The 12,882-nt window shown below is 39.4% G+C and carries 11 protein-coding genes; 8 read left to right on the top strand and 3 right to left on the bottom strand.

Annotated features, from left to right (window positions below; all coding sequences use genetic code 11):
- Positions 1–307 precede the first annotated feature (307 nt).
- Both ACTB0Y_RS05495 and smpB read left to right on the top strand, forming a co-directional pair.
- On the top strand, positions 308–1,762 hold the full coding sequence (locus tag ACTB0Y_RS05495) for a hypothetical protein (RefSeq protein ID WP_463205804.1): 1,455 nt from the start codon (positions 308–310) through the stop codon (positions 1,760–1,762).
- Positions 1,763–1,894: 132 nt separating this feature from the next.
- Positions 1,895–2,338, top strand: coding sequence for an SsrA-binding protein SmpB (gene smpB / locus ACTB0Y_RS05490; protein WP_463205803.1), 444 nt, complete (start codon positions 1,895–1,897; stop codon positions 2,336–2,338).
- An 82-nt stretch (positions 2,339–2,420) separates the two neighbouring features.
- On the opposite strand, the gene ACTB0Y_RS05485 is transcribed toward smpB, so the two are convergent.
- From ACTB0Y_RS05485 to dnaB, 3 genes are all read right to left on the bottom strand, one after another.
- Positions 2,421–4,085, bottom strand: a complete 1,665-nt coding sequence (locus ACTB0Y_RS05485) for a formate--tetrahydrofolate ligase (protein ID WP_463205802.1) — start codon at positions 4,083–4,085, stop codon at positions 2,421–2,423.
- A gap of 143 nt (positions 4,086–4,228) precedes the next feature.
- Entirely contained in the window at positions 4,229–5,494 is a 1,266-nt protein-coding gene (locus ACTB0Y_RS05480; protein WP_463205801.1) for an asparagine synthetase B, read from the bottom strand.
- An 84-nt stretch (positions 5,495–5,578) separates the two neighbouring features.
- Entirely contained in the window at positions 5,579–7,120 is a 1,542-nt protein-coding gene (gene dnaB / locus ACTB0Y_RS05475; RefSeq protein WP_463205800.1) for a replicative DNA helicase, read from the bottom strand.
- A 274-nt stretch (positions 7,121–7,394) separates the two neighbouring features.
- On the opposite strand from dnaB, the gene ispE reads away from it, so the two are divergent.
- The 6 genes from ispE (at position 7,395) to ACTB0Y_RS05445 (ending at position 12,718) form a co-directional block, all read left to right on the top strand.
- Complete coding sequence (gene ispE / locus ACTB0Y_RS05470; protein ID WP_463205799.1) at positions 7,395–8,204, top strand: 4-(cytidine 5'-diphospho)-2-C-methyl-D-erythritol kinase; 810 nt, start codon at positions 7,395–7,397, stop codon at positions 8,202–8,204.
- A gap of 432 nt (positions 8,205–8,636) precedes the next feature.
- Complete coding sequence (locus ACTB0Y_RS05465) at positions 8,637–9,638, top strand: FAD:protein FMN transferase (protein WP_463205798.1); 1,002 nt, start codon at positions 8,637–8,639, stop codon at positions 9,636–9,638.
- Positions 9,639–9,649: 11 nt separating this feature from the next.
- Positions 9,650–10,444, top strand: coding sequence for a hypothetical protein (locus tag ACTB0Y_RS05460; RefSeq protein WP_463205797.1), 795 nt, complete (start codon positions 9,650–9,652; stop codon positions 10,442–10,444).
- Positions 10,445–10,529: 85 nt separating this feature from the next.
- A complete protein-coding gene (locus tag ACTB0Y_RS05455; RefSeq protein WP_463205796.1) occupies positions 10,530–11,450 on the top strand; it encodes a DMT family transporter in 921 nt (306 codons plus the stop codon).
- A 317-nt stretch (positions 11,451–11,767) separates the two neighbouring features.
- Complete coding sequence (locus ACTB0Y_RS05450; RefSeq protein ID WP_463205795.1) at positions 11,768–12,286, top strand: helix-turn-helix domain-containing protein; 519 nt, start codon at positions 11,768–11,770, stop codon at positions 12,284–12,286.
- 81 nt (positions 12,287–12,367) lie between these two features.
- Entirely contained in the window at positions 12,368–12,718 is a 351-nt protein-coding gene (locus ACTB0Y_RS05445) for a cupin domain-containing protein (RefSeq protein WP_463205794.1), read from the top strand.
- Positions 12,719–12,882: the final 164 nt, after the last annotated feature.

Genomic DNA, 12,882 nt, shown 5'->3' with positions numbered 1-12,882 from the left:
GAACCCATATTTTTCGTTAACAAATAACAAAAAACCTAAAAAGATATGGGACTGTTCCGAAGTCTTTTGATTTTGGCAGGCAGGGAACACTGTTTTGACATTATAAACTACTTTTTTTCTGGAGTTTTAAAAAAGATATCGCATAAATAAACAAAAGTAATTGTTGTTGATTCTCTTTTTAAAAAAGTTTCGGATGGATGTGTCTGAATATTGATAATTTTTATGTTGATTTGGTCAATTGGGTAGTGAATTTATTAATTTTATTGTTTAGCACAAGATTTGATGATTGTATTAACAATCTTATCGCATGAATAAATTATTACTAATTATAATTATAATTTGCTTTGCTTTGCGTCCTGCCTTCTCTCAGGAGATGCTCGGATATGTAGAAGTTAAGGGCAGTGTTAAGGATGGGTTGAGACCATTGCCCAATACCAATGTGGAAATTTATGCCAATAATACCCTCCTTAAGGTTGAGAATACTGATATTACCGGAGACTTTAGTTTTATATTGGAACTCAACCGAAATTATGAGATTAAATTTACACATGAGTTTTACGTTACTAAAATTATTCATTTCAATACGGATGTTAGGGAGAATGAATTAGGTATCTGGTTGTTTGAGTTTACGGTTGAACTTTTCCCAAATATAGAAGGCCTTGATTTTACTTTTCTTCAAAAGGAACCGGTAGGTAAAATTAGTTACCAGTTTAATTTTGGCGAGTTTGAGCATGACCACGAATACACAATAAAGATGCATCAACGCATCAAAAAATTGCTTGAAAATTATAATTCAGTAAGAAGTGAGGCCTTCGAAAAATCGGTTATAAAAGCCGATAGTTTATTAAAAAAAGGAGACAAAATTGAAGCTTTAAACGCCTATAGACGGGCTGCAATACTTGACCGTTCAAATGATTATCCGACTATACAGATGCTCAAAATAGATAAGGATTTAAAAAATAGTTTGGACGGATATGACCGGTACGTAAGAATGCTTCGTTATGCAGATTCGTTATTTATGCAGCATCGATTCAGACAAGCAAGGTTTCATTATAACCTGGCCCTCGATATTGTAGCAGGCAGCTCATATGCAAAGTATCAGATTGCAAGGATTAATGAATTATTGCCCATGTTTGATCCCACTTACCTCAGACTACAGCAATATCGCAGGTTCCTGGCAAAAGCTGATCAGCTCGTCAGTGAATTAAAATATGCCGAAGCAATAGATTATTACAATAAGGCTTTATCAATACAAAAAGGAGATACCTACGCGCTAAAGCAAATTCGTTTCTTAAGAAGCCAACTGGCCAAAAAGTATAATCAGGCAGAAAGACAGCAAAAATATCAGGAGTTTGTAGATTTGGCTGACCGTTATTTTGAAAGTCAAGCATTGAGTGCGGCACGCTTAGCCTATCTCAAGGCATTGGAGCTTAGTCCTGATCAAAGGTACCCGCAAGTGCAGGTGGAAAAAATTGACCGTATTTTATATCCCGAAAAGGTGAAAAAAATTGAAAATGACTTTCCAGGTTTTACGAAAGTGGAACGGAACGATATGTTTTTGAATGAACTGGCACGAAAATATCCGAATGGTAAAACTGTGGAGTATTATGATTTACCCGGGAAAAAAATAAAGCGGGTAATTTTAGTAGAAAATAAACTGGCTACCGAGTACATTGAGGTTAGGTACGATTACGGAACATTTTTCTTTCGTAACGGCCAGAATATTTCCCGGGCTATTTTTCTTTCTGAAACCAACAGGTAGTCCATTTTGTATAAAGTTGTATACGAAAAAAAAGAAGTGTTTGGGTGCTGTAAATAATGCATGTGCCTTTACTTCATCGTATTAATTTACTAACTTTGCATTCCTGTTTTAAACTGAAGGTAGGGTAATTACATGGATATTAATATTAGAAATAAAAAGGCTTCTTTCGAATACGAATTTATTGAAACCTACGTGGCAGGCTTACAGCTTACAGGTACTGAAATAAAGTCTATTCGCCAGGGAAAGGCAAGTATTGCCGAAGCGTATTGTTATTTTGACCGTGGAGAATTGTGGGTTAAAAGTATGCACATAGCTGAATATGGTTTTGGCAACAGGTTTAATCATGAGATGAAACGTGAACGGAAGTTGCTTTTAACCAAGAAAGAATTAAGAAAATTGAGGCGCAAGATTAAGGAAAAAGGCCTGACAATTATTCCTACGAGATTATTCATAAATGAGCGTGGCTGGGCCAAAATGAAAATTGCTCTGGCCAAGGGTAAAAAGGTATATGATAAACGGCAATCTATTAAAGAGAAAGATATGAAGCGCGATATGGAACGAATAAGGAAATTTTAGAAAAATATAATCTTATTTTAACAAAACAGCATCCTAAGAAAAAAAAAGGATGCTGTTTTGTTTTTAATGATTATGAGCCTGCTTAGAATAATCCTGAAATATTACCATTTTCGTCGACATCAATTTTTTCTGCCGAGGGTGATTTGGGTAAACCAGGCATGCGCATTATTTTTCCTGTGATTGGTACCACAAAACCTGCGCCCGATGACAATTCTATTTCTCTCACCGTTACCACAAAGTCTTTTGGCCGACCAATTAATTTGGGATTATCAGACAGCGACTTTTGGGTTTTGGCAATACATACAGGGAGGTGCTCCATGCCAAGCTCCTGAATTTTCTTCAGGTCAGCTTTAGCTCTGGCCGTATAGTCTATTGCTGCTGCACCATATATTTTCTTGGCTACAGTTTCTATTTTTTTCGGAATATCCCATTTCCATTCGTACATAGGACTAAACTTGCTTTCGCACTGGTCGACAACCGTTTTTACCTCGTTGGCCAATTCAACGGCTCCTTTGCCGCCCTGGCCCCAAACATCAGCTACCACTGCTTTTATCTCTTTCTCTTCAGTACGCTTTTTGATATATTCTAATTCTTCCTCTGTATCTGTAGCGAATTTATTGATAGCAACTACCGCACAAACATTAAATGCTTTGATGTTCTCGATGTGTTTTTCCAGATTACTGATACCGGCTTCAAGTGCTTCCATGTTGGGCTCGTTTATCTTGTCAAGATCAGCGCCTCCATGGTGTTTAAGTGCTCTTGCAGTTGCAACCAACACAACAGCTTTGGGCGATAGACCTGATGATTGACATTTAATGTCGAAAAACTTTTCGGCACCCAGGTCAAATCCAAAACCTGCCTCTGTTACCACATATTCAGATAGTGACATTCCCATCTTAGTACCAATTACCGAGTTGGTACCTTGCGCAATATTTGCGAATGGGCCACCATGGATAAAGGCAGGTGTGTTTTCGAGCGTTTGCACCAGGTTGGGTTTAATGGCATCGCGTAGCAGGGCCGCCATGGCACCATGGGCCTTTATGTCACGTGCGTAAACGGGTTTTTTATCAAAGGTATATCCAATAAATATGTTCCCAATGCGCTCTTTCAGGTCCTTAAAGTCCTCTGCCAGGCACAAAATGGCCATAATTTCAGAGGCCGCGGTAATATCGAAACCGGTTTCTCTGGGAAATCCTGAGGTGCTGCCACCCAATCCGACAATGGAATTACGCAGCGAGCGGTCATTCATGTCCATTACTCGTTTCCACAGTACGGTTCGTGGGTCAATATTCAAAGTGCGGTGCTGTATGGCATTATCAATCATTGCAGCCAGCAGGTTGTGTGCTTTCTCAATTGCTGCAAAATCACCGGTAAAGTGCAGATTGATATCTTCCATTGGCAGCACTTGTGACATTCCGCCACCGGTAGCTCCGCCTTTAATTCCAAATACAGGTCCTAAAGAGGGCTCCCTGAGCACAACACTGGAATCGGCACCAATTTGATTCAACCCTTGCGAAAGGCCTATCGACATAGTTGTTTTTCCTTCTCCTGCCGGAGTTGGAGAAATTGCCGAGACCAATATAAGATTGCTCTCTTTAACTTTTTTAGGGTCAATGTAACTAAGTGGCACCTTGGCTTTGTAGTTCCCGTAAAGTTCAAGGTCTTCTTCTTTTAATCCAAGTTTGGAACCAATTTCTTTAATCGGTTGAATTTTGGCTTCGTTAGCGATTTTTATGTCTGACTTCATAATTTAGTATTTTGTATTTAAATATCTATATAATTTGGCGTATTAATGTTCAAATGCAATACCAAATCAGTTCTGGATTGAAATACTCAAGATATAAAAACTTTGGTCAATGGAGAAAAAAACTGCTATTGATAGCTTAACAATCAGGTTTTCAGTTTTTTCTTTTTTGCTGCCGGGAAAAGCACATTATTTAAGATGAGCCGATATCCGGGAGAATGTAAGTGCAAATTAAGGTCTGTAGGAGGATCACCGACAAAATGTCTGAAATCTTCGGGATCATGTCCACCATAGAAAGTCCAGAATCCTTTGCCATATGTACCATGAATGTAACGGGCTTCTCCTGCACTTTTATTTTGTCCCATTATAAGGACATCGGGTTTGATAAACTTTTTATTATAAGCAGTTGTCTGGCCCATGAATCCTTTTATGATATCAGTATGATTTTGGCAAAGCATAGTGGGGACAGGGTCCCATTTGGCTGAAAAATCAAAAAGCGTAAAGTAGTCTTTTTCTTTGTTGACATTCCTGTTTTGGGTTACATCGATGTTCGAAAATTCATATTCGTATGGATTCAGGCTTATTGTAAAATCCGTAAAAGCGAGGGTATTGCTGTAATCCAGTTTTTCCTGACAATTTTGTTCCGGCGGATCACCATCAAATACTTCCGCACAAATATCCGTATTGTGAGCAGCTAATGCAATATCGAATGAGTCTGTACCACTACACATGGAGAATAAAAACCCACCACTGTTTACGTATGATTTAATGGTTGTAACCACGGTTAGTTTTAGTTTCGATACTTTATTGAAGCCCAACGCACGAGCCTTTTCTTCTTCACTTCGTACCTGATTTCTGTACCAGGCTGTATGGTGATATGCGCCGTAGAATTTTCCATATTGGCCGGTAAAATCTTCATGGTGCATATGAAGCCAGTCGTATTTTTTCAAAGCTCCATCTAATATATCACGGTCATATATTATATCGTAGGGTATTTCTGCATAAGTTAATGCAAGTGTAACCGCATCGTCCCAGGGGAGCTTGTCTTTTGGGCTGTACACTGCAATATTGGGAGCTTTGTCTAATTTTACCACATCCATATTCATATCGGGTTGCGATATTTTATTCACAATAGCATTGCGCTTGGCATTGGCAATTATTTCGTAAGAGATACCCCTTATCATACATTCATTTTCAATTTCTTCTGCCATTGGCAATAAAAAACTTCCTCCTCTGTAATTCAATAACCACCAGCCTGAAACATCGTTCTGAAGTGTCCAGTAGGTAATGCCGTAGGCTTTCAAGTGATTTTTCTGGGTTTCATCCATAGGTATCAGGATGAAGGCTGCCTGGAGCCACTGAAAGCTCATGCTAAGTATGAGGATGAGAATGATCTTTTTTGAATATTGCATTTTATCAGATTACTTTTTACACACTGTGTAATGGCTAACGAAGAAAAGAGCCGTTTGTTTTAGGTTATGGATGAGAATGATGAACTAAAAAGGCGCTCCTTCGTCAAAATTGTAATTGGACCCTATGTTTTCACCCGGATTATATTCTTCTTTTGTAGCACCTGCGTGTTCAACATTCATTTTGGATCCTTTGATGATTCCCGGTGTGGCTTCATTGTCAATGTCGGGCAATCCGCCTTCGTCATAATCAGTAAACCGGGCAAACTGACCTTCGAATCTCATGCGCACATCATCAGTGGCTCCGTTCCGGTGTTTGGCAATAATAATATCAGCCATTCCGATGCTTGAAGTACCATCATCGTATTCTGTAATACCCAGTGCTTCTGGTCGGTGAATGAACATTACAATATCGGCATCTTGTTCAATAGCACCTGATTCACGCAGGTCGGAGAGCATTGGGCGTTTTTCTCCCTGACGGGAGGTTACGGAGCGGTTAAGCTGAGAAAGTGCAATTACCGGCACATCAAGTTCTTTGGCTATGGCCTTAAGTGAGCGTGAGATTATACTAACCTCCTGTTCCCGGCTTGCCTGGCCTGCGGCATTCATGAGCTGAAGGTAATCAATGATGAGCATTTTTACTCCTTTTTCATGCACAAGTCTTCTGCATTTGGCCCGTAACTCAAAAATTGACAATCCCGGTGTGTCATCGATATATAGCGGTGCATTCCGAAGTTTGGGCAACCGACTTTCAAGCTGTTGCCATTCCCAGTCTTCCATTTGGCCGTTTTTAATATGTTGCTGGCTGATTTCTGTTTCTGTGGAGATCATTCTTTTTACCAGCTGTATTGACGACATCTCAAGGGAAAAGAACGCAATGGGTTTTTCGTATTGTACGGCCACATTACGGGCAATGTTCAGGGCAAATGCTGTTTTCCCCATTGATGGTCTTGCTGCCAGAATAATAAGGTCGGAGGGTTGCCACCCGGAAGTAAGCCGGTCTAAATTTGTAAAGCCCGACGGAATGCCACTTAACTCGTCTTTGTTTTTCGAGGCTGCTTCAATTTGTTCAATGGCCTCTTCAACAACTGATCCAATGGATGTGGTTTGTTTTTTTATGTTTCCTTCTGCTACCTGATAAATTTTATTTTCGGAGGTATCGATTAGCTCAACCACATCAGTAGATTCATCAAAAGCCATTTGCTGTATTTCGGCGGTTATCCTGATGAGTTCGCGCTGAATAAATTTTTCTGCAATAAGTTTGGCGTGATGCTCCAGGTGAGCGATAGATCCTATGCGATAGGTAAGTTGCGTAATGTAATAATCACCTCCGGCCTCTTCCAGCTTCTTGTTTTTTCTGAGCTGTTCTATCACAGAAACCATGTCGACAGGTTCATTTTCGGAAGAAAGGTCTTTTATGGCCTGATAAATATGCTGATGTCCTTCTTTGTAAAATGTTTCCGGTTGCAAGAGGTCAAAAACCCGGTAAATAGCGTCCTTCTCGAGTAGCAAGGCTCCTAAAACTGCTTCTTCAATTTCCAGGGCATTGGGAGGTACTTTTCCTGAGTCAACGGCTATATGATCTACATATTTAGATGGGTTTTCTTTTTTGAACTCTTTTTTGGCCATAGTACAATCCTTTTATTCTGTTTTTTTAAATAGCGCTGTTATTAGCTTTACCTTGTTTATTTAAGTGCAGGCAATCTAATGTCGCTTGTTGGCGATTTTCTGAAAGTGCCTGTTTTGTAAGGGGTTACCTCTAATATAAAGGCTATTTTGAATGCAATATCTTAGATTTACAAAGTTAATTTTATTTCAACATTAGAAAGGAAACTTTGATAATTAATATCAACAAGATGGATACATTTTATTAATATTGCTTGCGAATAAAATTTAATAAATCATGGTCGTTTTTCCAAATGCCAAAATTAACCTGGGGTTAAACATTAAATACAAACGTTCTGATGGGTTTCATGAGTTGGAAACAATTATGTTGCCTATTGCTCTTAATGATGTGCTTGAAATTTTACCGGCGAATAAAATTGAGCTTTTTGAATCGGGGTTTGCACTTGATAATGCTTCGATAGCGCATAACCTGGTTTATAAATCATGGGCATTATTAAAAAAACAGTTTGATATACCTCCTGTGGCTATTTATCTTCATAAAAATATTCCAAGCGGTGCAGGCCTTGGCGGCGGGTCGGCTGATGCAGCTTTTGCCATAAGTTTGCTTAATGAATTGTTCGAGCTGAAACTATCAGTTCACGAAATGGAAGAACAGGCCGCCATGTTGGGAAGCGACTGTGCATTTTTTATACGCAATGTGCCAGCGCTGGCCACTGGAAGGGGTGAGAGGCTTAGTCGGGCAACAATTGATTTACATGGAAAATACCTGCTCCTGGTTGTACCCGACGTGCATGTATCAACGGCAGAGGCCTATCAGAATGTGCAACCGGCCGAATGGAAAAAATCACTTAAAAGCATCATCTCACAGCCTTTAGATACATGGCGAGAAGATTTGAAAAATGATTTCGAGGCAAGTGTATTTCCGCATTATCCGGAGCTGGCACATATAAAGGAAAATTTATATGCGCATGGCGCCTTTTATGCAGCCATGAGTGGAAGTGGTTCAGCCGTTTTTGGACTTTTTGATGAGGAGCCAGAACCCTTCACCTACACAGGTGCACGACTAATCGAAACCATTTTTTTATGAATATTGGTTGTGTGCAAAGCGCCAATATGTTGACAGGTAGTTTTTTGCACGTGGCATGACTCCCAGTTCCTCTTAGTGCATAATTGTTCGGGCCTGTTTGCTATTGCCTGCTTGAAGTTAACATTGCCTGTATTTTTATTCGTAAAAGAAATTATCTAATACATTGCCGTGTACAAAAAAGGGCCTCCGGAAAGGCATTTTACAGCATTTACGGGGGGCAAAGTGGAGAAATTTCTTTAGCATCGCCATTACCCGTTTGACCATGCGCTTTGCCATGCAGCATTATGATCTTATAAAAGCTAAAGGTTTCCAATGAGATACACGATTTGTAAATACTGCACAGTAATTTTTGCGAATTTTTATATTTGAATTAGAGAAATAAGATTGTTTGATAAAGTCAAAAACCTTAATTTGCCATCTAAAAATAGAATCATGAGATATTTAATACTCGTTTTTATAGCTTTTGCTATTACCGTGGGCTGCCAACAAGATAAAAGTAAATATATTAAAAATCAGGGTCAGGCTCACGGCACTTTTTATCATATAATTTATAAATCGCCAAATGGGGTCGATTATCATAAGCAACTGCGTAATACCATGCAGCGAATTGATAAATCATTGTCTACCTACGATCCGGTTTCCGTTATCAGCCGTATTAATCAGAACGATAGTTCGGTAGTGCTCGACGACCATTTTTTAAATGTATACCGCAAAGCAGAAGAGATTGCCCGGGAAACACACGGAGCTTTTGATATTACAGTGGCACCATTGGTCAATGCCTGGGGGTTTGGGTATACAGAGCCTCAGCGCACCGATTCTGTTTCTATAAGCACCATTTTAAATTATGTTGGTTATGAAAAAGTTCATCTTCGCAATGGTGAGCTGATTAAAGATACTGCAGCCATTCAGTTAGATGCCAGTGCCATCGCAAAAGGTTACTCTGTAGACCTGGCAGCTCGGATTTTGGAGATGAAAGGTATAAAAAACTACATGGTAGAAATTGGCGGTGAAATTCACGTAAAAGGCCAAAATCCTAATGGTGCAGCGTGGAGAATTGGTGTCGATGAACCCACAGAGGAACAGACTCTTATAGATCGAAAAATTCAGCGGATACTACACATTAGCGAGGGTGCTTTGGCAACTTCAGGCAATTATCGGCAGTTTTACGAAAAAAATGGCCAAAAATATGCACATACCATAAATCCTAAAACAGGGTATCCGGTACAGCACAGGTTACTCAGCGCATCTGTTTTGGCCGATGATTGCATGACGGCTGATGCCTATGCAACTGCTTTTATGGTGTTGGGCTACCATGCTTCAATGGATATTGTAGAAACGCATCCCGGGTTGGAAGGCTATTTTATTTTGAGTGGAGACGAAGAGCCTTTTGAAGTCAGGTATTCTGAGGGTATGCAATCGCATTTGAAAGATTAAAATATAAACGGATGAAACAACTTACTTTTCTCCTGATCAACACGTTTTCGTTGCTTTTTGCACTCGTGTTAAATAGTTTGCAGGGCACTATGCTCTTCGATGGTAAAACAGTGGGGCAAATCAGTGTCAAATACCAAACCCTGATTGCTCCATCAGGTTATGCATTTGCCATTTGGGGGGTAATTTATTTGCTACTCATTTTATTTGTAGGCTATCAATGGTATGCATGGTACAAAAAGAGAGAAGATGCCAGCCTGAAGCAAACCGGATTGTGGTTTGCACTTGGTAACATGGCTAATGGATTGTGGGTGGCAGCCTGGCTTAATGAATATATAGGTTTTTCTGTATTGTTGATTTTTATACTGCTGTTTGCTCTGATTATGCTCACCATAAGGTTACGACTGGAAATATGGGATGCCCCGCTTCGTATTATAGTTTTTGTGTGGTGGCCCATTGTAATTTATCTGGGGTGGATTGTGGTAGCATCGGTAGCCAACGTGGCAGCCTGGTTGGTAAGCTTTAACTGGCAGGGTGGCCCATTGTCACCCCCCACATGGACTGTAGTTATGATTATAGTTGCCATGCTAATTTATCTGGCACTGTTATTCACCCGAAACATGCGCGAGGCTGCGCTGGTTGGTGTTTGGGCATTTATTGCCATAGCTGAGCGGCAGTGGCAAATGCATGATGAGGTTGTTTATGCTGCATTATTTGTCGCTGCAATTTTACTTATTGTGGTGTTTTGGCATGGATATAAAAACCGGGCTACATCGCCATTACATAAATTGCAGCGGAACGAGATTTAGACGTTGAAAGCCTAATAAATTTGTTGGATCATAATAATTTATTTATTGTTGCATAAATAGTTGCAGAATAAAACATCCTGAGTTCATGCAAAGAAAAATGGCCCGTAAAAATTTTTGGCTCATCGCCGGATTCGTGTTTTTATGGAACTCCGGATTTATTGGTGGAGAGTTTGGTTTACCTTATGCGGGGGTGTTTACATTGCTTTTTTGGCGTTATCTTGCTCTTACGCTGTTGCTTACACTTTATTTGTATGTAAAAAGAGATTTGTGGTGGATTGGATGGCGCTATGCGTGGTCTTTTATGTTGGTAGGTGTGTTGGCCCATGGTGTTTGGTTAACATGTGTGCTCATATCCATTGATTATGGTGTGCCTGCCGGAATTGTAGCACTCGTAGTGGCATTACAACCGCTTGCCACCGGTGCAGTGTCTGGCAGTGTGATTGGTGAACCCACACCATTGACCCGCTGGCTTGGACTCATCGTTGGTTTTATTGGCGTGGCAATTCCCGTAGTGTCCCGTGTCGATTTTCATGATGTATCGGACATGGTTGCCTGGTTTATTCCTTTGCTTGCCGTAATTGCCATTACCATTGCCAGCCTGATAGAACGCAAAATAGACCTGAAAAAGGACTATCCCCGTATTCCCATAGATTTGTCGCTTTTTTACCAAAGCATGGCCACCACTGCTGCCGTTGCCTTGCCTGCCATATTTTGGGAGCAATTATCTACTCAGTGGACGGGTGTCTTTATTTCAGCTATGGTATGGCTCGTGTTGGGAGTTTCGCTCGGGGCTTATTCTTTAATGTGGCTGCTTGTTGAGCGTATTGATGCTACAAGGGTAGCAGCTCTTTTTTACATGGGACCGCCTGTCACCATGCTCATGGCCTGGATTGCTTTTGACGACAGGGTGCAATTAGTAGATCTAATTGGCCTTACAGTGGTGTTGGTTGGGGTATTGTTGACCTATGCAAAGCAAAAGGTTCCACCCGGAAGTTTTGAAGGATAACAATTGTGAATTTGTTGCATTTATTGGAATCTCCAATTCAAAAGAAATGAATTTAGGTTCTTTTTCGCTATTCAGACATGATTTTATGTGTAACTCATAATCTTTATGTCGATTTCTTTGTTTAATTTGCTACAGGGGTTTGTTTTATCATTTGAGTATTGTTTTATCCGTTTTTTAGATTGGGAAATTGATTGTTTTGCCTCTTATATGAGAAAAAAATCTTAACTTGTATTATTCTTACATATTAAATATTAATCTATTAGGTACTATATATATTGAATTTGTACATTAAAAATATGGTTTGTATACGCTGCCAGATGGTAGTTAAAAGTGAACTCGAAAAACTCGGGTTAAAATATGACTATGTAAAAATTGGCGAAGCCGATATTGTTGGAGCGGTTTACCCTGAGCAATTAGCCCAATTAGATGCTGAATTAAAAAAGTCAGGACTGCATCTTATGGGTAATAAAAAAAGAATCCTGGTAGAGAAAACAAAGGCCGCCATTATTGAACTGGTGCATTATACCGAAGACCAAATAAAAGTAAATCTTTCTGATTACCTGAGTGATAAACTCAATTATGACTATACTTACCTGGCTAATTTATTTTCTGAAGTAAAAGGAATTACGATTGAAAAATTTTACTTGACCCACAAAATTGAAAAGGTAAAAGAACTCCTTGTATACGATGAGATGAATCTTTCAGAAATTGCATACAAAATGCACTACAGCAGCGTTGCACATTTATCCAACCAGTTTAAAAAAATGACGGGGCTAACACCTTCGCACTTTAAAATGCTTAAAAACAACAGGCGCGACACTCTCGAAAATGTGTGAATCATGTAAATTTAAACATCAATAATGTAACATTTTGATTACTGGTTTGCATTACCTTTACTTCATATTAAAATAAAGAAAATGCAAAATACAGAAATAGAAAAATCAAAACTGCATATCTTAGTTGAAATCATTGATTATGTGCCAAATTCAGTGGTAACAAAAACCATAATACGAAAAACCACAGGCAAAGTAAGCGTTATAGCTATTGATACCGGCGAAACTTTGTCTGAAAAAATTTCTCCGTTTGATACTTTTCTTCAAATTATAGAAGGTACCGCTGAAGTCGTAATTGATGAACAATCAAATATGCTTAATACTGGAGAAGGTATAATCGTTCCGGCGCATACGTCTAATATCATAAAAGCAAACGGACGGTTAAAAATGCTTTCGACCATTATTAAAAGTGGTTATGAAGCCACATCAATATAAATACGAGTGTTTGTCCATAATGTCCGATATCTGCGTTGTTGCTCAAATTTAAAATCCTCACATACCTTATGTATGCTGCGGTTTTAAATTCTCACACGCCTTGATCTCGAACATTCTGAACTAAACACTTCATTTTGTAAACATACGAGAGTATTTGTCCATAA

It is taken from the genome of Salinivirga sp. (genome assembly GCF_055145285.1).
Note: the sequence above shows the minus strand (reverse complement) of the source record. Positions and strands in the feature narration are given on the sequence as shown.

Bases quoted from the DNA above. Each gene is read 5' to 3' on its own strand.
- ACTB0Y_RS05465 (WP_463205798.1), top strand. From the start codon at position 8,637: ATGAGATATTTAATACTCGTTTTTATAGCTTTTGCTATTACCGTGGGC.
- ACTB0Y_RS05485 (WP_463205802.1), bottom strand. From the start codon at position 4,085: ATGAAGTCAGACATAAAAATCGCTAACGAAGCCAAAATTCAACCGATT.
- ACTB0Y_RS05460 (WP_463205797.1), top strand. From the start codon at position 9,650: ATGAAACAACTTACTTTTCTCCTGATCAACACGTTTTCGTTGCTTTTT.
- ACTB0Y_RS05495 (WP_463205804.1), top strand. From the start codon at position 308: ATGAATAAATTATTACTAATTATAATTATAATTTGCTTTGCTTTGCGT.
- dnaB (WP_463205800.1), bottom strand. From the start codon at position 7,120: ATGGCCAAAAAAGAGTTCAAAAAAGAAAACCCATCTAAATATGTAGAT.
- ACTB0Y_RS05455 (WP_463205796.1), top strand. From the start codon at position 10,530: ATGCAAAGAAAAATGGCCCGTAAAAATTTTTGGCTCATCGCCGGATTC.
- smpB (WP_463205803.1), top strand. From the start codon at position 1,895: ATGGATATTAATATTAGAAATAAAAAGGCTTCTTTCGAATACGAATTT.
- ispE (WP_463205799.1), top strand. From the start codon at position 7,395: ATGGTCGTTTTTCCAAATGCCAAAATTAACCTGGGGTTAAACATTAAA.
- ACTB0Y_RS05480 (WP_463205801.1), bottom strand. From the start codon at position 5,494: ATGCAATATTCAAAAAAGATCATTCTCATCCTCATACTTAGCATGAGC.
- ACTB0Y_RS05450 (WP_463205795.1), top strand. From the start codon at position 11,768: ATGGTAGTTAAAAGTGAACTCGAAAAACTCGGGTTAAAATATGACTAT.
- ACTB0Y_RS05445 (WP_463205794.1), top strand. From the start codon at position 12,368: ATGCAAAATACAGAAATAGAAAAATCAAAACTGCATATCTTAGTTGAA.